Genomic DNA, 24,852 nt, shown 5'->3' with positions numbered 1-24,852 from the left:
GATGCTTTGCTAGACATAAATATTGAAAAGTGCTAAAATACGATGCAAATAAAAATTGTTAGTCTAATTTAAACATACGGAAAAGATTAAGGAGAGAAAATTATGAGTTTTGTAGATGAAATGAAAAGAAAGGCAAAGATGTATGCTAACCGCCTTGTTTTGCCTGAAGGTACTGAAGAAAGGACTCTCAAAGCAGCCCGATCTATCGTAGACGAAAAATTGGTATCGGAGCTTTTTTTAATCGGTTCCGATGATGCTGTTTCTGCAGCGGCTTCTAAGGCAGCGGTAAAACTTGACGGTATCAAGATAATCGATCCGAAAAAATCGGAATGGCTCGATTCCTTTGCCGAAAGCTATTACGAAAAAAGAAAGGCCAAGGGTATGACCCTTGAACAGGCTAAAATAGAAATGAGTGCAGAGCTGGGCTTTGCAGCGATGATGTTGGTTCAAGATAAGGCAGATGCAATGGTTGCAGGAGCCTTAAACACAACAGCCGATGTACTCCGTGCAGGCTTAAAAGTTATCGGAACCCTTCCGGGAATGAAAACCGCTTCTTCTTGCTTTTTGATGGACACAAAAAATCCCAAACTCGGAGCAAACGGAGTCTTTATCTTTTCGGACTGTGCCGTAATTCCGACTCCCAGCTCTGAACAGTTAGCCGACATTGCCTGCTCTGCAGCTATGAGCTGCCGAACCTTTGCCGGTACGGAGCCCATTGTTGCAATGCTATCCTTTTCTACCAAGGGTTCGGGCGGGGACAAGGATGAAAATATTTTACGCGTCCGCGAAGCCGTAAAAATCTTACAGGAAAGAAAACCCGATTTTGTCTTTGACGGAGAAATCCAGTTGGACTGCGCCATAGTTCCTTCAGTTATGCAAAAAAAGGCTGCCGATTCTCCCGTAAAAGGACAGGCCAATACCCTGATTTTCCCCGACCTCGGAGCCGGAAACATAGGATATAAGCTGGTACAGAGAATTGCCGGTGCAGAAGCCCTCGGCCCCTTCCTCCAGGGCTTTGCAAAGCCCATATCCGACCTTTCCAGAGGCTGCTCGGTAGACGACATAATCACCACCTCGGCTGTAACCTTGGTTCAAGCCGGAAGAAAATAACCCTATGGCTAAGTCTGTAAATGCGCTTATAAATGAAGCTATTGAAGCCGGGAAAAAACGCGACTATAAGACTTCAATTTTAATTTTAGAAAACTTAGCCGCAGAGGGCTTAGCCGAAGTATCTTCTCCCTTTTACGGCGAAAAAAAGGGAAATCCCGAAATATATTTATACCTTTCAAGGGCTTGGGCTGCCGTAAACAATTACGGCAGAGCCATAGCCTATGGTAAGGCCTATGTTAAAAGATGCTCATCGGATTCGGCCTCCGCTAATTCGGACTTACCTATGGGCTTCTTTTTTTTGGGCCGTTCCTATTTGGCGGCAGGGCAGTATGACAGGGCCGTTTATTGTCTTGAAAAAAGCTTAAAACTCAATCCCCATCCTCTTGAAACAAGGGCAATGCTCGGCTCGGCTTATCTAAAATGGAAAAAGCCGCGTCTTGCCAGAGAAACCTTTGAAGAAGCCCTAAAGTTTGCTCCTTCGGATACAAAGCTGAATGCCGGATATTTAAATTCTCTTTTTGTTGAAGGAGTTTATGAATTAAGAAACGGCAACGCAGATATGGCTCGCCAAATGTTCAGCTTTGCAATAAAAAACGGCATAGACGGAGTTGCTCCGCGCCTCTATCTTGCTCATGCCCTAAAAATGGAGGGCTATCTTCCGGAGGCTCTAGGCCAATACGAAGTGGCTTGCGAATTCGAGCCCGATGATCCCGCCCTAAAGTGGTATCCTGCAATGATTAAGATGCAGCTGGGCGATGCTGCCGGAGCGGCCGAAGATTTTGCAAAGCTTGGTATTGAGATTCCCGATGACGGAGTTTCGGATCGCTTTTTTGCAATGGGCGTTATCAAAAAACATATGGAGCGGGGCGATTACTCAAGAGCCGCCGTTGCTGCCCGCATCTTTATTAAAACCTTTGGAAGCGATGCCGAAATACGCCTCCTCGCAGCCGAAGCTCAGCGTTCTATGGGCAATACCAACACAGCCTTGGGTCATTATAAGTGCGCTCTTGAGCACGAGCCCGAAAATCCTTATCCGCATTACGGCATAATGCTCGCCCTTCAAGAAGCATACCGATGGGAGGAACTTAGTGCCGCAATCCTGCGGGCCGAAGCAAGCGGCGTCTGCGATACGGACGATATTTATTATTATAAAATAATTACCGCTGCTCATATCGATAATCCGCCCGAAGAGGTATTGCCTCATCTTCAAGCTCTTATTCAAAACGGAAGAGCCGATTCGGCTATTTTTAATGCGATGGGCTGCTGCTACATAAAACTGAACATGCCCGACCTTGCCCTAAACTGGTATGAAAGAGCTTTGAGCATCAACGAAAAAGATGAAGAAGCTAAAATAGGAATTATCGCCTCTTACGAAAATTTACAGTTACATAAGGAAGCTGATGAAGCATATAACTCATATCTAAATGAATGGGGAAAGAATATCTACATAAGGCGGGACTATGTGCTATTTTTGGAAAAATGCGAGCGTTGGGAAGATGCCGGCAATCAGCTTGAAATTTTAATGAGTCAAGGCAAAAAAGTTAATTTTGATCCTGAGCTTGCTTTATTCCGAAGAAAGGCAGGACAATACCAAAAAGCCGCTATTCTTTATAGAAAGATGCTTAGGGCTAAACCGGAAGAAAGGCTTCTATTACACAATCTCGTCTTTTGTCTTGATAAAATGGGACAAACAAAAGTCTCCCTCGATCTTTTAAAAGCTGCAGAAAAAATGTTCGGCATTAAGACCGACTCCATGCTCATCAAAGGCATCCTTCAAATGCGCCTAAAAAAGAAAGAAGATGCAATAAAAACTTTTCAATACATATTGGAAAAAGAACCTAAAAACAAACATGCTGCCGAATTCTTGGAAAAAGCTTACGGGAAATAATTTGGAGGTAGAAACCGCTGTTCTTATCGGCTTTAAAGCTAAGGATTGGGAAGCAGCTCTTAGACTAATTTCTTAGGCCAAATTCTTCTTCAACAAAGTTTTTTCTTTGGCTGTTATAAAGTTCTGCAAATAAACCGTTTTGGGCTAAGAGGCTTTCAAAGTTTCCTTTTTCAATTACACGCCCCGAATCGATTACGATTATATCGCTGCAGGATTTTACGCTTCCCATTCTATGAGTTACGATAAGAGAGATTTTTCCTTTGCCCTGCATAAGAATACTTTCGATAAATTCGTTTTCGGCTATTGGATCTATTGCAGAGGTAGGTTCGTCAAAAAATATTATATCGCTTTTTTTGATAAAGGAGCGAAGAGCTGCAAGCCTCTGCCTTTGTCCGCCTGAAAATTCTTTGCCGCCGTACTGCATTCCCAAAATGAGGGAATAATTATTTTCAAGTTTCTTTTCAAAGTCTTTCCCTAAATATTTAACCTTTTCTACCTTTTCTTTTTCTTCTTCCTCAGAGTGTTCAGGTTTTACAAAAATGTTTTCATCTACAGTGTAGCCTGAGTAAACGGCAAAATCTTGGAATACTGCCGATAGTCTTTCCCGATATGAATCCATATCCAAATCGGAAAGATTGTATTTGCCGTTTATTATGATACTCCCTTCTTGGGGTGTGTAAAAGCCCGTTAAAAGTTTTATCAAGGTGGTTTTACCGCTGCCGTTCTTTCCTACAACTGCATAAGTTTTTTTACCGTCTATAAAAAGAGATAAATCTTTTATTGCATAATCGCTTATATCGTTTCCGTCATTGTCGAATTCCTTTCCTCTATAAGCAAAGCGGATATTCTTTAATTCAATAGATTCTATTTTTTCTTTTAAAATTATCCGCTCGGATTGTTCAACATCTTCAACGCCCCGATGTTTCTCGGTCCAATCCATAATATCAAAATAGTTTTGAAAGTACCCCATTATCGTAAAATACCATCTTCCGTACATAGCCAAATCCTGTATTTCGTATTGGGTATACATAAAGGCTTGTACATAACCTGCTACGGCCCCGACGGCAATTCTTTTTTTTACGACAATAAAAATCATTAAGAAAAATAAGGTTATCATAATCAGGGCAGAAACAAAACTTGTAATTAATTGAAAAGCCAAGCCCTTATGAGCAATTTTGATAAAGTTTTTTAAGTACTCATCTCTTATGCTCAAATAAGTATTTTTAAAGTTTTTGGTAAAGCCGAATAAAAAATTATCCTTTGCTTTTTCACCTTCAAGTCCATGCTTGATGTATGTAGCCATCTTCAGCCTCTTATCTTGAAGTTTTTCGGTTTCGGCCCACTGAAGTCTTCCCGCCTTTTGCGAAATTAAAAATACGGGCAGGGTTGAAAAAATCATCAAAATCGGCAAAAGATAATCGATCGAAAATAGGACAGCAAACATGCTTATTAAATTTACAATGCGCTGAAAATTTAAAATGATATTAAAAACATAGTTTTGAGGTCTTACCTGTAATTGTTCTCTTACCATATCGACCTTTACTAGGTTTTCTCTTTTTTCAAAAAAAGAAAGATCGGTAAGGCCTGCCAGTTTTTCGGATAGACCAGTCATAATGGATGCAGAAAATTTTTCATTTATAAGGGCATTTAAGGTTGCTTGAAGTTTTACGGCTAATTCGGAAGCAAGGGTAATTACAGCCCAAACCGCCAAGAGCTTAAATGTTTCCCCAAAGGCGATTTCCTTTGAGCTTTGCAAAAGATCAGCAATTAAGTCGATGAGCTTCATCGAAATAAAAATTCTTAAAGACGGGAAAACACCTAAGGCTAGGGTCAACACAATTACGGCACTTACCCTGAAAGGCGAAGCTTTAAAAAACAAAATAAAAGTTCGTATAAATTTAGACTTCATTCTATTCATCATTTTGCTTAAAAAAGGCAGGCTTCTTTTTGAAGCTTGCCTTTTTTATTTAGGTTAAAGCTAAATTTCGTGAAACTTTAAACCTATTCAATCTTAGAATAGATCGTTTTTAAAATTTCGGTCTTTAGCTTTTCGCCTTCTTCAAGCATTTTGTTGCATTCAGCCCTTGTTTTTTCGCAGAGGGGCGCATCATCGATTCCGCCTAGATTTATCTTAACGTTTAAGATAGCACCTTCCAAACCGGAGCGGGCATTAAGAGCTGCAACACCGGCATCGGAAGCGGCATTTTTGTTTCCGTGAAGGGCAACAATGGGTAAAAAGCGTAACACCTCCAAACAGGTCTTAGCTGTTTCAAGCGGAACCTGCATTGCCACAACAGTAGCATCGGACATAGCCTTGCTGCGCTTTACCTTTTGCTCATCGGTGTCCTTGGGCAGCTTTAGGGCTTCCATAAAGGCGTTAAAGGCCTGTGTGTCTTCATCAATGATTTCGACCAATCGTTTTTGAGCCTTTTCTAATTTCGAGAGCTGAGCCTTAAATTCTTCTTGAGTTTTTTCGTCGAGAGAAGCAAAGGCTTTTTTTCCTGTTGTCAAGCGGATAACCATCTGACCGAGGGCCGAGGCTAGAGAACCTGCCAATGCAGAAACGGAACCGCCTCCGGGAGCGGGTGAGTCGCTTGCTGTTTCGTCAACAAAGGCACTTACCGTCATTTTTACTAATTCCATAAAATATCTCCTATTTTCAAATTATTTTTGTTCAAATTAATTAACTTCAAGTATTACAACTAAAAAATTTAGTTATTGTAAACAAGCCTGCCCTTTTCGGCAACAAGCTTTCCCTTTTTCCAAACCTGAGCGACGGAATTTACGCCGAAGTGATAAACAAGGAAATCTATATTCGGGGCATCAAAGATAACAAGGTCAGCCTGTTTCCCTTCTTCGATGCTGCCTATAGTTTTTTCACGAGCTATCGCATAAGCCGCATTGATTGTAACGCCGCGTAAAATTTGTGCGGGCAAAAGCTTCATCTTGTAACAAGCTGCCCACATAGCCATTTGCAGGTTTTCCGTCGGGCTGCTTCCGGGGTTGTAATCGGTTGCAAGGGCGACCCTTACACCTTCTTCAATCATCTTTTTTGCAGGTGCATAAATAGGCGACATCAAAAAGAAAGAAGTCGCAGGTAGAAGAACGGCAACCGTTCCTGATTGTGCAAGAGCTGTAATGCCTTCATCGGATATAGCCATCAAGTGCTCGGCTGAGTGAGCATTCATCTTTGCTGCAAGTTCCGCTCCCTTTAGAGGAATAATCTCATCGGCATGAAGTTTCAGCTTAAAACCTAGATCGGCAGCGGCCTTCATTATTCTTTCGGTTTCTTCTACGGAAAAAATCTTGTCTTCACAAAAGGCATCGGAGAATTCCGCCAAGCCGCGTTTTTTAACCTCGGGCATAACCTCTTCTATCATAAACTTGATATAGCCTTCCTTGTTGTCCTTAAATTCGGGCGGAGTTGCATGAGCACCCATATAGGTTGAAACAATGTCGATAGGATGATTTTCATTCAGATAAGAATTTATTTCAAGACACTTAATTTCGGTTTCCATGTCGAGGCCGTAACCGCTTTTCGATTCGGCGGTGGTTGTACCGTGAATAAGCATTCGGTCAAGGCTAGTTAAAGCTTTTTGCGTCAACTCTTCTTTTGAAGCGGCTCTGGTAGCCCTTACGGTGCTGAAAATGCCGCCGCCGCTTGCGTGGATTTCAAGATAAGTTTTTCCTGCAAGTTTCATTGCAAGCTCATGCTCGCGTGAACCGCCGTGTACCAAGTGGGTGTGTGCATCGACAAGTCCTGCCGTAATAGTCTTTCCCCGTGCATCTATTACTTTTTCGGCTTGGCTTTTTAAACTTTCGGGAGCTTCTCCCTTGCCAACCTTTTGGATGAGACCGTCTTCTACAATAATGTAACCGGCAAAGGCCTTATCAAAGTCTTCTCCTTTTTTTTCAGTAGAAGAAAAAATACTATCGCTTATAAATAAAGTCATCTTAAATCCTCCATAAAAAATAAGATTAATTTATAAAATATCTTAAAATATCTTTTAGGTTTAAGTTCACGGCATTGTTTATAAATTTAAAAATATCGTCTTCCTTAAATTTATTTAAGGTATTAAAAAAGGTGAGAGGATTTTTTAATTCATTTATATTATTTAAACCGGCAGCTTCAAGAGAATAATCGGCAAGGCCGCCGTAATTTTCGAATTTCCAATCTTCCGTCATACTAAAAAGAGCTCTACCCTTTTTATCGAAAAAGACGGAATAATTTTTTTTATCGTTAGGATTATATTTGTTTTTCACGTTGCCGTTCCACTTTAGCGGGAAACAATCCGCATCAAAACCGGCTTCCTTTACCTTCTCGCGAATTGCTTTTTCAATACCGTCGGAAACAACTATAATTTGAAATTGATCTTTTAAACCGGCGTTTTCGGAAGCCTTTTTATAGTATGCAGCAGCTTTTTTATAGGCCGCAGATTTTAAAGCATCGCTGTCATCTGCAAAAATCAGCCATGTTACGGTATAACCTCTTAGATCTTCATCTTTTATCTGTTTAATTATTTCGGTTTCTTTGGCTAAAGAATCCAAAAGTTCACATCCTGTAAAAATAAGTACAAGAATAGTCATAAAAAAAACGGTTTTAATTTTTTTCATTTTTACCTCCGCAATCAGCAGAGATAGGATAGCATTAAAGAAGATGTTTTTCAATAGGGCTTTTGAAAATAGGCGGGCAATTACTGCGTCGTTACACAAAAGCGAATGCTCAACGTACAGCAAGTACGCCTCCGCTTCGCTTTTGCTAAACTCCTTGTACTTACCTCGCCTATTTTCAAAAGTACTGTCAGTACTGCGTTACTTCACAAAAAACAGTCCTCAACGTACAGCAAGTACGCCTCCGCTTCGCTTTTGCTAAACTCCTTGTACTTACCTCGCCTATTTTCAAAAGAGCTGTCAGTGCTGCGTTACTTCACAAAAAACAGTCCTCGACGTACAGCAAGTACGCCTCCGCTTCGCTTTTGCTAAACTCCTTGTACTTACCTCGCCTATTTTCAAAAGTGCTGTCAGTACTGCGTTACTCCACAAAAAACAGTATTCGACGTATACCCCGCAACGCATAATTATACCTTACCAATTAATTCAATCGGCTGTAAGAGCCTCACACCATTTTTGCATACAGATACCGAAGGCGACACTTACGTTTATCGAGGCCTTTATTCCATACATAGGAATTGTGATAACTCGTCCTTGAGCTTTTTTTACGGCTTCGGGACTGACTCCTAATTCTTCCGAGCCGATAACGACAATTCCTTTTTTGGGGAAATCGAACTTTGAAATATCGGTCCCGCCCGTTTCAAGTACAATAAGCGGAAGATCGGGAAGGCTTTCAAGATCGGCCCTCTCCCACGGGAGATACTCGGTACAGCCCATCGCCGTTCTTTTAGCCTTGGGGCTTTCAGGGGAAACACAATCATAAGACAAAAAAACTTTTTCGACCCCGAAAGATTCTGCCGTCCTAAAAATCGAACCTATGTTAAAAGGAGTGCGGATATCTTCGGCATAGACATAAACCCCTTCAAAAAAAGTACGCCTGAAATTTGTAATTTCATCTGCAGAGGAGTTAGGCAAAATCAAGTCCCACTCGGCAGGTGCTGTATCAAGTTTTTTATAAAGCTCGTATCTGACAAAATTGATAATCTTTCTTTTATCTTTTTCCTGAGGGTCTTCAATCCATTTTTGAACTTTTAAAGAAGGCTCGGAATCCAAATCGTCTAAAATAATTTTTAAAAGAGAACGCAGATAAAAGGCATCCAAAAATTCGTCCGCCCTATTTTGAACAAGAGCGGCTTCAGCCGATTCCAATATCCGCAATATTTTACGGCATCTTTGTTTTTGGGGTAAGTTATAAAGCTTGAAAATCTCAGGCATCTTAGAAAGCCTGTTTTATAATTTCAAAAATATCGTGATTTGCAAGGGGCCTTGGACTATAGTTCATAAAACTCAAGCGGGCGGCATCTTCTGCAACAGGCACAAGGGATTCGATAGTTAAATCTATATCTTTTAAGCGTATAGGTAAATTAGCTTCAGCAAGCCTTCTTCTAATTTCCTCAACGCCGCGTTTTGCAACTTCGGCAGCATCTCCGCCTTCAAGCATGGTTTCACCCAGCATCCTGGCTACAGCAACGGTCTTTGAAAGGCTTGAAGAAATCGCATCATTAATAACATGAGGAAGTAAAATCGTTGCAATAAGGGATTTTGAAATTCTATATCTTCCGCCCGCAGCTAGGGCAACGGCTGTTCCAAGTCCGGGTGCGGAAGCCGCAATTCCGATAGCGGAAAGACAAGCAGCTTGAGCCACAAGTTCTTCTCTAGGCATTCCGACAAGTTTTTCATGCTGAGGATCAATGGAAATTAAAAATATTTCGACAGCCTTTCCCAAGATAGTCTCCGAAAAAAAACTGCCCCTTGTCGAAACATATGCTTCAAAGGTAGAACACAGACCTGCAAAAATCATTGAAGTCATCGCATTGGGCGCAAGGCCTGCATATGTATTTGAATCAAAAATTACAAGATCGCATAAATCTTCTTTTATCTTTAATAAATTTACGGTCCTATTTCTGGAATCTACAATAAAACTGGAATTTCCAAATAAAAAGGGATCGCTGCATGTCGTAGGAACTTGGATAAAAGGTAAGGACTCTGCCGTAATAGGCTCTCCTTCAATATAGCGATAAACAGGTTTATCTTCATTATAAAGAGCCGCGATAGCCCTTCCTATGGCACATGCTGTCATATCGCCGCAGGCAATTACGCCTCTTATATGAGCTCCTCTTGCTAATGAAAGAGCTCTTTCTATAACCTCAGAGTCGGCTGTCTGTTCAAAACCGTTAAATACAAAAAGGGAGATGTTTTTTTCTTCAAGAGATTTTCGGACCTTATCTACTAACCCCATATCTTCAAAAAAAGGGTCAACCACAAACATAAAATTATTTCCGAATTTTACAGCTTCCTCCCCGATGCGGGCAAGAGAATAATTACCTAAAATAACCTTTGATGAAACTTTAAATACAAAATCTGCCATCTTTTCAAATTCCTTTACAGAATAAATTTTCGGCATATTTTTTTTAAACTTGAATTTTAATTGCTGCCTTGCAAAATATAGTATTTTTGTTTATAATGACAGAAAACCCTAGGTCATTATGGAGGGGACTATGACTACAGGTACTATAGTTACTTTAATGCGTGAAGGTATAGGTATCATACTGATGCTTTCCGCGCCCATCTTAGTTGCAGCTCTTTTAGTAGGCTTAATTGTTGCAATTTTTCAGGCGACTACTTCCATACAGGAACAGACGCTGACCTTTGTTCCTAAAATTTTAACTATTTTGGGAATGATTGCGCTTCTTGCAACTTGGATGATTACGGTTTTAAGGGAATATTTTGTTTCTTTAATGAATTTAATTCCTCAGCTGGTAAGATAAGGGACATTCTATAAATAAATGCAGCCCTTCGACTTTATCCTAAATAGAGAACCTATTTTTTTACTCGCAGCTGTCCGCATTTTTGCCATATTAATGACATCTCCCCTAATGTCAATGCGCAATGTTTCACGAATTGCAAAGGTTGCTCTTGCAGGCTTAACTGCATTTATGGTAACCCCCTATGCCTATCCCAACTTCGGAAATCTAAATGCCTTCAGTCTTGAGTATCTTCTTTTACTTCTTGGAGAAGGGCTTATCGGTGTTTTAACCGGTTTTTTTATAAGCATTTTATTTTCTACATTCAGCACGGCGGGACAGTTTTTTTCGTTCCAGATGGGCTTTGGGGCATCAGGAGTTTTTGATGCCCTAGCTCAAGTTGAAAACCCCCTCGTGGGTCAATATTTTAACTTTATTGCAGTCCTTATCTTTTTACGCATAAACGGTTTCCAACGTCTTTTTTTAGGCGGAATAATGAAGAGTATTGAGCATGTAAACTGCTTTTTGTTTTTGGAAAGGCAGGAGGAGCTTTCGACCTATCTTTTAGGAGCGGTTGGAAATCTTTTTTTAAACGCAATGATAATTGCCTTGCCTGTTATGGGTACTCTTATTTTAATTCACATAACAATGGGACTTTTAACAAAGGCTGCCCCTCAGATGAACCTTTTATCGGAAGGCTTCCCCATTACTATTTTAACAGCCTTTTTTATTTTAGCCCTTGCTCTGCCTTTTTTTATAAACACCTTTGAAATTATTTTGGAAAAAGGCTTTTCGGATTTTTGGCGGCTTTTAGACAGTTTAGGGGGTACTAAATGATATCAGGAAAATCGCCCCTCCTTTATCAAAAATATTTTTCTCAAGAAGAGCTGCTCCTCAATAAAAAGATAGGCTTGCAGTGGTTCGCTGCCGAAGATGAAGGCAGAACGGAAGATCCGACCGAATATAAGATACGTAAGGCCCGGGAAGAAGGAAGAGTTGCAAAAAGTCAGGACTTAAATGCTGCAATGGTTGTGCTGCTTCCCGTAATCAGCCTTATAATAATGGGGCCCTACATATTTAAATCTTTAATGCAGGTCATCGCCTTCTTTTTTGAACGCTGCACAACAGAAGATGTTTTAAACGGAGCTTGGTTCGGGATTTTTATTACATATTTTTTTAAAACGGTTTTTCCGATAACAGGGGTAGCCCTAATTTCGGGAGTGTTGGGAAATATTATTCAAAACAGAGGCTTTTTATTTTCGACAAAACCGATTAAGCCCGATTTTAAAAGGGTTACTCCCAATTTTGTGAGGTTCTTTAAAAGAGCTCTCTTTTCTGCCGAAGGACTTTTTAATTTGGCTAAATCGCTTTTTAAGGTTGTCATTATAGGCTTTATAGGATATCTTGTTATAAAAAACAATATTACAAAGATGATAGCCCTGCTTCAATCCGACTTTCCCAATTCGATAATTTTTATAGCAAAAACGGCGGCGCAAATACTGGTGTATGCTGCGATCGCATTGGTTCTTTTAAGTATTCCCGATTACTTTTTCCAAAAACGTCAGTTTTCGGAATCTTTAAAAATGTCAAAAACGGAAGTAACCGATGAGTATAAAGAATTGGAAGGCGATCCGATGGTAAAGGCTCAAATAAACAGGCAGATGCAGGCAATCTTGCAAAAGACCGGTATAAAAAATGTTCCGGATGCCGATGTCGTTATTACAAACCCGACCCATTATGCTGTCGCTCTTCAATGGAAACAAGGCGTTATGCCGGCTCCCATGGTTATATCGAAGGGAGTTGATGCAACAGCCCAAAACATAAAAAGAATTGCCCGGGAAAACAATATTCCTACGATTGAAAATGTTCCCCTAGCCCGAGCCCTTTACGCTAACGTAGATTTAGGACAGATAATTCCAAGCGAGTACTATCAATCGCTTTCGATTATTTTCTTAAAAATTTACTCGATGAAAGAAAAAGAAATGTTAAGGAAAAGATGGAGGTAACCCGATAAATGGCCGAAAACAGAATTTTTAAGGAAGCACCGAATGCCTTGGTAGCTATGGGAGCTATCTTGGTAATATTTGTAATTATTATTCCTCTGCCTACAGCTCTTTTAGACTTTTTTATGGCACTGAATCTTATATTCAGCTTGATAATATTGCTAATAGTTTTATTTGTAGACAAACCTACGGAGTTTACGGTTTTCCCTTCATTGCTTTTAGTCTCCACCATATTCGGCCTTGCCCTAAACGTTTCATCTACAAGGCTTATTCTAACATATGGAGAAAAATTTGACGGAAAGATGATAGCAGCCTTCAGTCAATTTGTTATCGGCTCTACAGGAAATCAAGGTTTGGTCATAGGTTTTGTAGTTTTTATCATTTTGATTGCCGTTCAAGCCTTTGTAATCACAAAGGGAGCAACAAGAATTGCCGAGGTTGCAGCCCGTTTTGCCTTAGACTTTAATAATACCAGAAGTATGTCTATAGAAGCAGAGTACAATGCAGGCGTTATAACTGAAGCCGAAGCCCGAAAGAAAAAAGAAGAATTACAAAGGTCTACGGATTTTTACGGGGCTATGGACGGTGCGAGTAAATTCGTTTCGGGAAACGTAAAAATAGGAATCTTTATAACGGTCTTAAATATTGTAGCAGGTTTAATCGTAGGTATAGTGTTTAGACAAGAAGAATTCACTAAAGCGATGCAGATGTACACAAGGTTTACAATAGGGGACGGACTTTTAGCTCAGCTTCCTTCTCTTTTTATATCGGTTGCAACAGGTCTTGTAGTAACCCGCTCAGCTTCAACAGGCTCTTTCGGAAAAGACATCACGGACCAGTTTGCACGCAATTCGACTGTTTATTACATAGCAGCTATCACCTTGACTGTGATGGCAGTTTTACCCGGTTTCCCCTCAATAATCTTAATTATAATTGCTTTAAGCCTTGCTTTTTTAGGCTGGAGGCTGCAGACAACAAAGGTAACAAGGACTCAAAAAGAACAGGCCGCTAAAGAAGCCCAAGCCGCATCGGAAAAAGCGGCAAAAACCGAAACCGACGATACCAAGGCTGTAAGCCCATACGACGATCTATCCTTGCAATTCGGATACGGTCTTATTCCATTGGTCGATGAAAAAAGAGGCTCAGACCTCGTTCCGCGGGTTAAACGCATAAGAAAAGAAATAGCCCTCGAAACCGGTCTTGTAATGCCGGTTATCAGAATGATGGATGCCATGAATCTTCCTCCCGATGAATATTGTATTACAATACAGGGAGCCGAGGTAGCGAGATCAAAGATAAGAATGGGCGCATACCTCGCAGTAAACCCTGGAAATGTTCAAGATGAAATCCCCGGCGAACCTACCTTAGATCCGGCCTTCGGTCTTCCGGCTATTTGGATTTCCGAATCAAACCAAGCAGCCGCGGAAAGGGCCGGATATACGGTTATAGACCCTCCCTCCATCATAGCGACCCATTTAACGCAGGTTATAAAAACACATGCGGATGACATCCTTTCAAGACAGATGGTAAGCAACATCTTGGATTCCGCAAAAAAATTAAACCCAATCGTCGTCGACGAAATTCAGTCAAATGACAAGCTGACATTAGGAGACTTGCAAACGGTATTTAAGTGCCTCCTTAGGGAAAATGTTTCCATACGAAACACCACGGCCATTCTTGAAACCATAGCAGACTATAGGCGCATAACCGGAGACATGTATATAATAGCCGAAAAAGTCAGACAAAGGTTAGGCAGACAAATTGTTCAGCAATATCTGGGAGAAGACAAGTCCTTGAGGGCTTTTATGGTAGACTCAGCCTTTTTCCAAACAGTTTTGGCAAGCCGCATAGATACCCTGACCGGGCCTCAACCTGCAATAGACACTGAATCGAAAAAAGCATGGCTTAGAGCCGTTCAAAACGCATACAACAACTTTAATGCACAATTTGTAGGCATCGCGGTTATCCTCGTTCCCGAAGAAGGCAGACTTTTGATAAAGCGGCTTCTTGAATACGAAATGCCCATGGTTCCGGTCTTATCCGTCCCCGAAATTCCAAAGGATGTTTCGGTCATCGGCATGGGAAACATAACCCCGGAAATTCAATAAGGTTCATATAAAATTTACTCTAATACTCGGCAGTTTATTTCTTTAAACTGAAATAACTGCCGATCATTGGTCAAAAATAAATCACAATCATAAACTATAGCAGCTGCAAACTGTAAACTATCCATACCTTTAAGAGCATCTCTAAAAAGCCGCTTTAAAAAAGAATATCGCTTTTTGCTTCGCTTTATAGAGCGGACGATACGGTTCTTTTGGATTAAAATGATAAGTTAAAAGACGGTATGCAACTACCGGAAAATCACTTAAAAATAAGTATTTAATAGCTGTTCAATAGTTGAATAAAACCGTTTCTATTGGTTTTACTTTATTTTTTTGCTTAGGTAACGATATAGGCTGAAATTCTATAAGTGTTTGTAAATTATAGACTTATCAAATTTAATATACTATTTCAGAATTCTCATTCTATGTGATAAGTTAATAACTATGATACAATCTATGCAAAATATTTTTTTTCAGTATAATGCAGATATGAATATCATCATAGGAGATGTGAATGAAAAAACACGGAGTTATAAATAACTCATTATATTTGTTTGGGAATATTTGGAAAGAGAGCAAGCTGCAATTTTTACTGATTTTTTTGCTGGTGCCGGCTACGATTTTGATGCCGTTTTTGCAAGCTTTTTTGCCTAAGGTGGTAATCGATGGTTTGACGCAAAAACTGCCGATAGCTACCTACTTGCAAAAAGTTCTATTGGTGGGAGCGGGACTTGCCATTGCAAAAATGCTTCTTGATCTTATGAACTATTTTATGAATCATGAAGGAGGAAAAATCCGGCATCGTTATCGGTTAAAACTGATATTTACTTCGGCAAAAATGGATTATGAAAAGTTTGCAAAAAAATCAACCTTGGAAAAAATGGATACAGCTATGGACACAACCATTGGCTCTATGGCAATAACCGAACAGGCGGGACGGATTTTTTCCGATTTGCTTGTTTCAATTTTTGGTATGATAAGCTTTGTTCCATTTATTTTGCAAATACAACCATTCTTACTTGTAATAATTTTTATGTCCTTTGCGATAAATTGTTTATATGGAATTTTTCTTGTTGACTATACGGAAAAAATTGTCGATGCTTCTCAGGACTTGAACCGCAAACTGGAATATCTTTCAGGCAAAAGCAAAAATTGTAAATACGCCAAAGATATTCGTTTGTACAAGTTAGGCGGTTTATTTTTTGAAAGTTATAAAACTTATAATGAAACTCGTCATCAGTTACATACGAAGCTGGCAAATGCACGGTTTTTAGGAAACTTAATTGCAGCACTCTTTGTTTTTTTGCGAGATGGACTTGCATATTTTTATTTGATACGACTTGCTTTAACGGGAAAAATTCCAATTGCGGAATTCGTTTTTCTTTTTCCGATAATCACAAGTTTTTCCGAATGGTTGATGTCTATCTCTGAACAAATCACTGATTTACGTGAAGGTTCGCTGGATATAGATTATTACCGGGAGTATTTATCAATTGCCGAAGAATATTCTTTTGGGGAACGAAATGCTTTACCGGAAAAATTTGACATCGAGTTAAAAAATGTTTGTTATCGGTATGAGGGAGCTGAGGAAGACACTTTACAAAATATAAACTTACATATTAAAGCAAACGAAAAGCTCGGCATCATCGGAGTAAACGGTGCGGGGAAAACTACGCTCATAAATTTAATTATGAATTTTTTTCATCCGACATCGGGGGAAATTTTTATCGGTGGTGTAGACATTCGAGACTTTAGCGAAGGAGCTTTGAAAAAAATGTACGGTGCTGTGTTTCAAGATATTTTTATCCCACCGGAAACAGTAAAAAATATTATTTGCTGTTCTCAAGTCGAATGCAACAAAAGACTTTTTGAAAAAGCAGTGAATGACTCCGGTTTTCAAAAAACGCTTTTAGAATTACCGAATAAAGAAGATACTTACTTGGTAAAAAGCACACGAACCGAAGCCGTGGATTTATCGGGCGGTCAGCAGCAACGGTTAATGCTTGCCCGGGTTTTATACAAGGACGCGCCGGTTTTAATTTTAGACGAACCGACAGCCGCCCTTGACCCAATCGCCGAAAGCGAAATTTATGAGCATTATAATGAAATGACAAAAAACAAAATTTCGATTTTCATTTCTCATAGATTAGCTTCCACGCGATTTTGTGACAGAATTATTTTACTCGACGACGGCAAAATAATCGAAGAAGGTTCTCACGAAGAACTGATGAAACTCGGCGGACAATATAAACAAATGTTTGATGTCCAATCACAATATTATAATTAAGGAAACTATTATGGAACTTGAAAAAAAATCTCATAGCTTAAAAAAAGTTATAAAAACATTTATCGAATCAATTAAGTTTTTGAATAAGCTGGATAACGGGCTTGCATTTTATTATGCTCTTCGCGGTTTAATGTCAGGCACTAAACCTTTTACAAATATCTATGCGCTAAAACTTATCATAAATGCTATCGCAGTACAAAAAAGTTTTAAAAAAATTTTTATTCTTGCTTTACTTGCAATTGCTGTAAATCTTTTGTTATCGTTAATAGAAAACTTCGTAGCACGGTATGGTCACTTTAGAATGGAGCTAGTGGAAGAAAAGCGGAATATGGAATTTGGTAGAAAAAACACTACTGTAGATTATGAATTTCTCGAAGATCCTAACTTGCATATTGAACTTGATAAAATGTATAATATGGAAAACAGCGGTTACTTCGGTTTATGGGCACAGCTTGAGAATTGCATGAACCTTGTAGAAAATACTTTTTTATTTATTATAGGAATTCTACTTTCGATTCCGATGTACAAAACTTATGCTCCGATTTTCGGTTTACCTCTTTTTGCACAAAATATAATCTTTACACTTTTGGTTTTGTTTATTTGCTTTTTACAAATTCGCATAAATTCCGTTTCGTTACGCCGTATGGATAAATTTGAAAAAAGCGATGTGTTTGAAAAAGAGCGCCCATATTCTTATGCCGTTGACAGCCTTTTAGATTATAAAATGGGAAAGGATATTCGTCTTTATAATTCGGAACTTTACAAAGGATATTTTGAAACACAAAATGAATTTGACAAAATGGTTAACCGTACGTTTCGTATTTTGCGTTTACCGGTAAAGCTTTCTTTATCTTTTTTTAATATTATTGGTTTGCTTGTGGTGTATTTATTTGTCGGATTAAAGGCTTACTATGAAGTAATATCTGTGGGAGATATTGTTCAGTATGCCGGAGCTGTTACTCAATTTGTTTTTGCGATTTCAGGTTTGACAACGGTTTTTAATGACATCACGAATAACTGCGATTTTTTTGATTTGTGTTTGGGCTTTATAAACTTAAGTGAAACAAAGTATAGCGGTACACAGCCGATAGAAAAACGCGACGGCAATCAATACGAGTTTGAATTCCGCAATGTTAGTTTTCGCTATCCCGGTACGGAAAAGTGCGTTCTTAAAAATATAAACTTAAAATTAAAAGCCGGAGAGCGGCTTGCTGTTGTCGGAATGAACGGAAGCGGAAAAACTACTTTTATAAAACTTTTAGTTCGCTTGTACGATCCGAGCGAGGGAGAAATTCTTCTAAATGGAGTTACTATTAAACAATTCGATTATGACGAATACCTTAATTTACTCGCCGTCGTTTTTCAAGACTTTTCACTTTTCTCGTTTAAGTTGGGACAAAATGTTGCATCGGGATTAACTTACGATAAAGAAAAAGCGCTTCGTGCGTTAAATGCAGCAAACTTTGTGCAATCGTTAGAAAAAATGCCGGAAGATTTAGACTCGTATCTTTATAATGACTATGAAGACGGCGGTATGGAAATCTCCGGAGGTGAAGCGCAAAAAATTGCAATGGCAAGAGCAATTTACAAAGACGCTCCCTTTATAATTTTAGACGAACCCACCGCTGCCTTAGACCCGATTTCAGAAAGCGAAATCTATTCAGGCTTCGATAAAATTGTCGGCTCAAAAACCGCAATTTATATTTCGCATCGATTATCCTCCTGCCGTTTTTGTGATACAATACTCGTCTTCGATCATGGCGAGATTGTCCAAACCGGTTCCCACGATGAGCTCGTCCAAAACAAAGCCGGAAAGTATTACGAACTGTGGAACGCCCAAGCACAGTACTACCGTGGGGAAGAGATTAGGGTGCTTCTTTCGTAACTATTATCAAGAAAATACAAATGCCTGAAATAAATAAAAGTTTTAAAGATCCGGTACTCTAAATTGAATGATAGATAAATGGAAATAAAAGAAGGCAGACTTTTGATAAAGCGGCTTCTTGAATACGAAATGCCCATGGTTCCGGTCTTATCCGTCCCCGAAATTCCAAAGGATGTTTCGGTCATCGGTATGGGAAATATCACCCCTGAAATTCAATAAGTGAAAATATTGACTTTTTTCTTAAATAATAGTAGAATAGAGCTATGATATTTCCATTAGAAGAACTCATCGAGTTTGATGACAATATTTACGAGATTACATGCGCATCGACAAGAAGGGCCTATCAGCTGGCTAAAATCCAAGAGCCTAATGCCGAAAAAAGCGGAGACAAGGTTGTTTCAGCCGGAGCAAAGCAAATTTTTACCGGTGAAGTAAACTATCAGATAGAGCGTCACCCCGAATTCAACTAAAATTTCTGCTTCGAAAGATTGCGTGGTTCCCGTATTGATTTTTTTCGGAGCGACGGCTTCGGGAAAGACAAGCTTAGCCTCCGAAATATTTTCTTATAAACATTCAAAGAATTTCTCAAAAGAAGGCGGAATTTCGGCTCTTTCAGCTTGTGCCGAAATTATAAGTGCCGACTCGGTTCAGGTGTATAAACATATGCATATCGGCTCGGCTTCACCTTCCAAAGAAGAATTGGAAGACCTTCCCCATCATTTAATCGCCATAAAAGACCCTTCCGAAGAATTTTCGGCAGCCGATTTTGTAAAAGAAGCCGATAAGCTTTGCCCCGAAATATATAGGCAGGGAAAACTTCCGGTCTTGATGGGAGGCACGGCTTTTTTCTTAAAGAATTTTATATACGGCCTCCCCGTTACGCCCACAGCCGACCCTAAAATACGGGAGCATTTTCAAAAACGCGCAAAGGAAGAAGGGTCCGGCGTTCTTTTGGAAGAACTAAAAAAAATAGACCCCGAGACGGCAGAAAGACTTCATGTTCATGACGAATACAGAATAATAAGAGCTCACGAAGTTTTTACCGCTTCAGGGAAACCTTTAAGCTCTTTTGCCCTCCCCGAAAATCCAAGAGAAGAATACGAGTTTTTTATCTTAAGCATCGAAAGAACCCGCTCCCTTTTATACGAAAGAATCGAAAAGAGGGTCGAGGCTATGTTTGCCGAGGGCCTATATGATGAAGTAAAAAAGCTTTATGAAATGGGCTATACAAGCGAAAGCCCCGGACTTAAAGCCATAGGCTACAGGGAATTTTTTGATGAAAATAAACGCTTAAAACCGGAATCTGGCTTGGAGGAAGTCTCGGCCCTTATAAAACGAAATACCAAGCACTATGCCAAGCGTCAAGAAACCTTTTTTAAAACAATCCCCGATGTTCACCGTTATTTTATAGAAGATAAGGCCGAGATATCAAGGCTTTATAAGGATATTTGCGGATTTTATAAAAAACTATTAAAATGATTATGGGTGCTAAAAAAACAGTTTTTTTAAAGGTGCCCTTATAAAACTTATTTAATCCTATAAGATTTGCCTACTCTTCCCCTTCCTCACCTTCAGCTTCTTCTTTGGAGGGAGGAGTTTTTTCCTGTACAGGCTGAGGCTGTTTCTTTTTTATAGCAAAACGCCTCGGTTTTTTCTTATAGCTCATTACATAAAAAATAAAGCTTAAAATAAGACCGCAAACAATGGTTACTCCGATCACTATGGGGGAAAGTAAAACATTTTTTATAACATAAAAAAAATCGGGCGAATTCATATCTTTCTTATCGGAAAAACTTATAAAAACTTTTAGCGGCTTCTCCTATTACTGCTTGTCAAGATGAGAGATTCTTCACCTTATCAATAAACCATTGACCTTATTTTATTTTTGTTTTTAAGGGAATGTTTAAATATTTGTGGGAATTACTTTAATCTATAATAACAAATGTTTTTTCCTGAGCCTTCTTTTTTCAATTCACCGGCTGATACTAATTTTCGGAGACCTCCCTCGATAGAACTTATACTCAGTGAAGGACAAAGCTCACGAATATCCTGCTTAGTAAATCGGCCAATCTTATTTAGAGCGGCCCGCCTTACAGTTTCAAGAGCAGGAAGTTTTATTTCTACTAAAGCAAAGCGGTCTGCAAAATCCCTATAGGCCGCAAGAATCGTTCCAAGCAAGTATTTGATAAAAGGAACAACATCTTCTTTGCCTTCATGCCAACCAATCTGAGCCCTGCCAAGTGCGTCGTAATATAAATCCTTGTTTTTTGCAATTTTTGCTTCCAAAGAGATATATTTTCCTACATAAAAGCCGTTTCTATATAACAAAAGAGTTGTCAGCAGACGGCTCATTCTTCCGTTCCCATCGTTAAAAGGATGTATACAGAGAAAATCATGAATAAAAACAGGAATTGCTATTAAGGGCTCCAGTTCCATATTTCCAATTACTCGGTTATATTCTTCACAGATTTTATCCAACGCCTCCGATGTTTCAAAGGGAGCAAGCGGCGTAAATAATATTTCCGTATGATTATCCGAATATGTAACACTGATATAGTTCTGTACACTTTTTATTCTGCCTGCCATTGGATTGTTCATATGACTATACAGAATCTTATGGAGCTGCAGAATATAGTTTTGGGAAAGAGGAATCGCATCAAAACTTTCGTGAATTATATTTAATACATCACGGTAACCCGCAATTTCTTGCTCATCACGATTTTTAGGTGTTGTTTTCTCTTTCACCAACTGCTTGATACGGGTACTTGTTGTTACAATACCTTCAATTGCATTCGAGGCCTCTGTACTTTGTATCTTTGCAATCTCGACCAGTTTCTCTAATTCTTCCGGACGCTGTTTCAAGTACATTTCCTGTTTTCCGGCTTCTTTATATATCGCAGCAACCAGACCAAGGGTGCCGGAATCCCACTTTTGATTTTTGATTTTAGAATAATTAAATGGTCTCATTGTTTTGCCTCCGATATTTTCCCTTAGATTATAGCATAAAATAAGGGCAAACTCAAGTTAACCCGGATATTTATTCTTATTATTCATTCTTCAACCGCCGGATAAAGGCTTCGTTATCTTCATCTTAATTCTATTCTTTCGGCCAAAAATCTAAACTCAGGAAAAAAAGCTTTTATTTTGCAGTTAAAAAGAAATTTTAAAAAAAGCTAAAAAAAACTTGACTTTTAATCAAAAGAGGCTTAGAATGTATACATGGAATTTAAAGATGCATTAAAACCCGATTCTGTAGATTTGAAGGATGTTATAACTCCTAAAACCATTAATCTGCACTTAAAAGGGACTACAAAAGAAGCTATTATTGATGAGTTACTTGATACGCTTGTAAAAGCCGGAAAAGTAAAGGATAGGGTTGCTACAAAAGCTTGCGTTTTAGATAGGGAACGCAAGATGTCTACAGGGATGAAGCATGGCATAGCCATACCTCATGGAAAGACGGACTCTGTAAGTGATCTCGTTGCCTGTATAGGCATTGCGGATAATCCGGTAGACTTTGATTCTTTGGATCAAGAACCGTCCAGAATATTTATTATGACTCTTTCCCCTCTGGATAAGACAGGACCCCACTTACAGTTCCTTGCACAGATAAGCTTATTATTCAAAAGTGCAGAAAAAAGGGAAGAACTTTTAAGAGCTACAAACGAACAAGCCGTCATCAAGCTTTTAATGGAAAGCGACGAAGAGTAACGGGTTAAAAAGCTTTGAATAATGGTCTATGCCGGGCTTGGCACAGGCCGTTATTTTTTGCTCAGCTTACTTTTTACTACGTGAATCGCTGCACCGGTTGACAAATTAGCGAATTTAACACATATTATTACCATGGCCAATAAAAAAGAAAGTTTTTTCCAAAAAATATTAGGTTTGTTTATATCCTCAGAGAGCCCCGAGGCCGTCAAAAGACGTAAATTGAAGGATATTGCAAAAACTATAGGAAAAACCAGATACAGCAAATGGTATAAATCTAATTCTCAAGAGGTATTGCCTCAAGCCGCACAATTTTTTTACAGCATATATAAGGTCGTAGGCCCGGCCCGGCCCCTTTTAGCAGGAGCAGCTTCTTCAAAGGTTTTAAAAAACGTTACTGTAGAGAACTCCTTTTCGGATAAACAAAAAAAGCTGCTTGAAAATTTATCCGAAGAATCAATAATAGAACAATCAAAAAATACAAATGCCGAAATCCTCGCCGAAAAGGTAAAAAAGGAATTAAAAACCTTTATAGGAGAACTTGATTCCAATCAAATACAAAAAATAGATTTAACTTACCAACATCTTGATGCCTTTATACAGTTTGTACTATTTGACTATTATTTTTTACTTCGAAAATTCGATTCTAACTTTATTGAAAATAATTTCAACTATGCTCCCAATTTTCAGGCAATAAGAGGAGAATATATTTCCGAAGACTTAAAAGATTTTGCATCGGTTTTTTATCAATTAAGTTTCGATACTGACTGGAATCTTATCTTTAATATAATAAAGACCTATAAAAACATTCAGCCGGTTCATGCAGGCCAATGGAAAAAGCTTTTAGGAACCTTAAACGACCTTCGCCGCTCACGGGCTCTCGAATATATTATTCAACATATTACCGAGGATATAATTTACACGGTTGAAACCACCCCATTTACCGAAAAAGTAACGGATACCTATATTTCGCAAATTAAAACAAATACCCAAAACGTTATCCATAAGCTCATCGAAGAGCAAAGATCATCAAAAGTTGCTGTTTTAATAAATAAAATATTCGGAGAACAAGTCATCTCCGGCATGAAAAACTACGTCATCGATGCAAATAGAGCTTTTACAAAAAGAGGTTTATCGGGATATATCTATGCCGAAGAAATGAGCTATCTAAAATCTTTTTTAATAGAATATGTAAGAACGGATATACGGGCTCTGTGCGACTTATTTTTAGTACGAGGAAATTGGGGAGGCTTTGCAGGTACTACAGCAGATTTTTCCAATAGTTTTCATGCAATAATGCAGGTAACTTCAAAAGCAATAGAATTTGACGATAAACTTTCCGAGGTCTCCGATATAGGAGTAAAGTTCCGAACCCTTCTTTCCAGAATGGAAAGAGAAAAGGAAGCAGGCCGCCAGGCTGCAAAACTTCTAAATGATGTAAATGACACAGCCCTTAAGCTTATAAATATTTCGCTAAAGCACATCATAGTAATAGGAAACAACTTTAAGAATATAATAGCCGATTATGACAAACCCCGCCGTGAATTAATTCAAAACTGGAAAGAGATTGAACAAAATTCGGAAAGGCCTGTAAGGGAATGGCTTGTCGAAGCCTACAAAAAAATCTACGATTTTACCATGTTAATGCAGCTTTTTATCAAAAAAGAATAAAAATAAAGGCAAACTTTTCTTTTTGTAATAATTCAATATGTCCCTTTAAAAACTGCTATTCATTTATAAATACGATGCGAAATCTTGACAGATAATATAGGAAGTGTTATATATTAATGCATCTTGTATAATTCTTAAATATTACATTTTGGAGGAAAATCATGAAAAAAATAACTTTTGTATTATTGGGAATAGTGTTGTTAAGTTTGTTTGGGTGTTCTTTTCAAATAGAGCCTTCGCAAACTAAAGCTAAGCATGACATTGTAACACCATCAGCTCTTCCAGAAGAATTCCTGACTTTGGAAAAAGCTTATGATGAACTTTTTAAAACATCTAAAACTGAATTCGTCAAAAGTAGTGAGAGTTTAGAGTTGAAGAAAAAATTATACGATGTTGCTGCTAAGTATAATATTGCGATATATTCCGATACAGAATTTAAAAAAAGAATTATAAAAAGTAATGATGCCGATTATTTATCAAGATCTGTTGGTTCATTGAATGATTGGCTCAAAAGTATCTGGCATACTTCATCCGGTACACAGATGCGTGTGGAATGGGAACCTTACTCTGATGCAAAAGAATATAATGTTTGGCGAAAAACTGGTGATGTATGGTCTTACTGGGTTGAATTAGATTCTGAAGCCGCTGGCTTTGTTGATCGTAATCCTGTTCCAACTTACTATGTAAGTTGTACAGGGAATAACGGACAGTCTGCGGGAAAAGAAGTTTATTGGCCTTAGCGTTGTATAACTGAATTAGCAATTATACAGGATGCTTTTT

At 38.7% G+C, this 24,852-nt stretch carries 22 protein-coding genes; 14 read left to right on the top strand and 8 right to left on the bottom strand.

The annotated features are described in order from the left end of the window. The first annotated feature begins 102 nt into the window (after positions 1 to 102). The gene (gene pta / locus E4N80_RS12690; protein WP_253699525.1) at positions 103 to 1,110 is read left to right on the top strand and encodes a phosphate acetyltransferase; all 1,008 of its coding nucleotides are present in this window, start codon (positions 103 to 105) and stop codon (positions 1,108 to 1,110) included. A 4-nt stretch (positions 1,111 to 1,114) separates the two neighbouring features. Continuing rightward, the gene (locus E4N80_RS12685) at positions 1,115 to 2,998 is read left to right on the top strand and encodes a tetratricopeptide repeat protein (RefSeq protein ID WP_253699524.1); all 1,884 of its coding nucleotides are present in this window, start codon (positions 1,115 to 1,117) and stop codon (positions 2,996 to 2,998) included. Positions 2,999 to 3,062: 64 nt separating this feature from the next. Here E4N80_RS12685 and E4N80_RS12680 read toward each other — a convergent pair whose 3' ends face one another. From E4N80_RS12680 to E4N80_RS12655, 6 genes are all read right to left on the bottom strand, one after another. Beyond that, a complete protein-coding gene (locus tag E4N80_RS12680) occupies positions 3,063 to 4,907 on the bottom strand; it encodes an ABC transporter ATP-binding protein (RefSeq protein WP_253699523.1) in 1,845 nt (614 codons plus the stop codon). A gap of 92 nt (positions 4,908 to 4,999) precedes the next feature. Beyond that, the gene (locus tag E4N80_RS12675) at positions 5,000 to 5,641 is read right to left on the bottom strand and encodes a cyclodeaminase/cyclohydrolase family protein (protein ID WP_253699522.1); all 642 of its coding nucleotides are present in this window, start codon (positions 5,639 to 5,641) and stop codon (positions 5,000 to 5,002) included. Between the two features lie 68 nt (positions 5,642 to 5,709). Further along, on the bottom strand, positions 5,710 to 6,951 hold the full coding sequence (hutI, locus tag E4N80_RS12670; RefSeq protein WP_253699521.1) for an imidazolonepropionase: 1,242 nt from the start codon (positions 6,949 to 6,951) through the stop codon (positions 5,710 to 5,712). A 25-nt stretch (positions 6,952 to 6,976) separates the two neighbouring features. Next, positions 6,977 to 7,612, bottom strand: coding sequence for a hypothetical protein (locus E4N80_RS12665; protein WP_253699520.1), 636 nt, complete (start codon positions 7,610 to 7,612; stop codon positions 6,977 to 6,979). A 483-nt stretch (positions 7,613 to 8,095) separates the two neighbouring features. After that, positions 8,096 to 8,884 carry a TrmH family RNA methyltransferase gene (locus tag E4N80_RS12660; protein WP_253699519.1) on the bottom strand — a complete coding sequence of 263 codons (789 nt, stop codon included), beginning with the start codon at positions 8,882 to 8,884 and terminating at the stop codon, positions 8,096 to 8,098. A 1-nt stretch (position 8,885) separates the two neighbouring features. Continuing rightward, the gene (locus E4N80_RS12655) at positions 8,886 to 10,037 is read right to left on the bottom strand and encodes an iron-containing alcohol dehydrogenase (protein WP_253699518.1); all 1,152 of its coding nucleotides are present in this window, start codon (positions 10,035 to 10,037) and stop codon (positions 8,886 to 8,888) included. 130 nt (positions 10,038 to 10,167) lie between these two features. On the opposite strand from E4N80_RS12655, the gene fliQ reads away from it, so the two are divergent. From fliQ to miaA, 9 genes are all read left to right on the top strand, one after another. Beyond that, complete coding sequence (gene fliQ / locus E4N80_RS12650) at positions 10,168 to 10,437, top strand: flagellar biosynthesis protein FliQ (RefSeq protein ID WP_002666830.1); 270 nt, start codon at positions 10,168 to 10,170, stop codon at positions 10,435 to 10,437. 18 nt (positions 10,438 to 10,455) lie between these two features. After that, positions 10,456 to 11,250, top strand: a complete 795-nt coding sequence (gene fliR / locus E4N80_RS12645; protein WP_253699517.1) for a flagellar biosynthetic protein FliR — start codon at positions 10,456 to 10,458, stop codon at positions 11,248 to 11,250. Next, positions 11,247 to 12,419 (top strand): flagellar biosynthesis protein FlhB, encoded by a 1,173-nt coding sequence (gene flhB, locus E4N80_RS12640; RefSeq protein WP_253699516.1) that lies wholly within the window; start codon positions 11,247 to 11,249, stop codon positions 12,417 to 12,419. The genes fliR and flhB overlap by 4 nt, the downstream gene beginning before the upstream one ends. A gap of 8 nt (positions 12,420 to 12,427) precedes the next feature. Further along, positions 12,428 to 14,524 (top strand): flagellar biosynthesis protein FlhA, encoded by a 2,097-nt coding sequence (gene flhA, locus E4N80_RS12635; protein ID WP_253699515.1) that lies wholly within the window; start codon positions 12,428 to 12,430, stop codon positions 14,522 to 14,524. A gap of 511 nt (positions 14,525 to 15,035) precedes the next feature. Next, positions 15,036 to 16,808 carry an ABC transporter ATP-binding protein gene (locus E4N80_RS12630; protein WP_253699514.1) on the top strand — a complete coding sequence of 591 codons (1,773 nt, stop codon included), beginning with the start codon at positions 15,036 to 15,038 and terminating at the stop codon, positions 16,806 to 16,808. Positions 16,809 to 16,818: 10 nt separating this feature from the next. After that, positions 16,819 to 18,693 (top strand): ABC transporter ATP-binding protein, encoded by a 1,875-nt coding sequence (locus tag E4N80_RS12625; protein ID WP_253699513.1) that lies wholly within the window; start codon positions 16,819 to 16,821, stop codon positions 18,691 to 18,693. A 78-nt stretch (positions 18,694 to 18,771) separates the two neighbouring features. Beyond that, positions 18,772 to 18,912, top strand: a complete 141-nt coding sequence (locus E4N80_RS12620) for a hypothetical protein (protein ID WP_253699512.1) — start codon at positions 18,772 to 18,774, stop codon at positions 18,910 to 18,912. Between the two features lie 44 nt (positions 18,913 to 18,956). After that, positions 18,957 to 19,163: a DNA-directed RNA polymerase subunit omega gene (locus tag E4N80_RS12615; protein ID WP_010694339.1), complete on the top strand. Its 207-nt coding sequence runs from the start codon at positions 18,957 to 18,959 to the stop codon at positions 19,161 to 19,163. Positions 19,164 to 19,185: 22 nt separating this feature from the next. Further along, on the top strand, positions 19,186 to 20,172 hold the full coding sequence (gene miaA / locus E4N80_RS12610) for a tRNA (adenosine(37)-N6)-dimethylallyltransferase MiaA (RefSeq protein ID WP_253699511.1): 987 nt from the start codon (positions 19,186 to 19,188) through the stop codon (positions 20,170 to 20,172). 70 nt (positions 20,173 to 20,242) lie between these two features. On the opposite strand, the gene E4N80_RS12605 is transcribed toward miaA, so the two are convergent. Then, positions 20,243 to 20,467: a hypothetical protein gene (locus E4N80_RS12605; protein ID WP_253699510.1), complete on the bottom strand. Its 225-nt coding sequence runs from the start codon at positions 20,465 to 20,467 to the stop codon at positions 20,243 to 20,245. A 146-nt stretch (positions 20,468 to 20,613) separates the two neighbouring features. Beyond that, complete coding sequence (locus E4N80_RS12600; protein ID WP_253699509.1) at positions 20,614 to 21,660, bottom strand: Fic family protein; 1,047 nt, start codon at positions 21,658 to 21,660, stop codon at positions 20,614 to 20,616. A gap of 252 nt (positions 21,661 to 21,912) precedes the next feature. Between E4N80_RS12600 and E4N80_RS12595 the strand changes: the two genes are divergently transcribed. From E4N80_RS12595 to E4N80_RS12585, 3 genes are all read left to right on the top strand, one after another. Continuing rightward, positions 21,913 to 22,404, top strand: coding sequence for a PTS sugar transporter subunit IIA (locus E4N80_RS12595; protein WP_253699508.1), 492 nt, complete (start codon positions 21,913 to 21,915; stop codon positions 22,402 to 22,404). Between the two features lie 132 nt (positions 22,405 to 22,536). Then, the gene (locus E4N80_RS12590; RefSeq protein ID WP_253699507.1) at positions 22,537 to 24,072 is read left to right on the top strand and encodes a DUF5312 family protein; all 1,536 of its coding nucleotides are present in this window, start codon (positions 22,537 to 22,539) and stop codon (positions 24,070 to 24,072) included. Positions 24,073 to 24,233: 161 nt separating this feature from the next. Beyond that, positions 24,234 to 24,812, top strand: a complete 579-nt coding sequence (locus tag E4N80_RS12585) for a hypothetical protein (RefSeq protein ID WP_253699506.1) — start codon at positions 24,234 to 24,236, stop codon at positions 24,810 to 24,812. The last annotated feature ends 40 nt before the right edge of the window (positions 24,813 to 24,852 follow it).

It is taken from the genome of Treponema denticola (assembly GCF_024181605.1).
In the GTDB taxonomy this organism is placed as follows: domain Bacteria; phylum Spirochaetota; class Spirochaetia; order Treponematales; family Treponemataceae; genus Treponema_B; species Treponema_B denticola_B.
The sequence above is the reverse complement of the archived record's forward strand: the minus strand, read 5'-3'. Positions and strand labels throughout refer to the sequence as shown.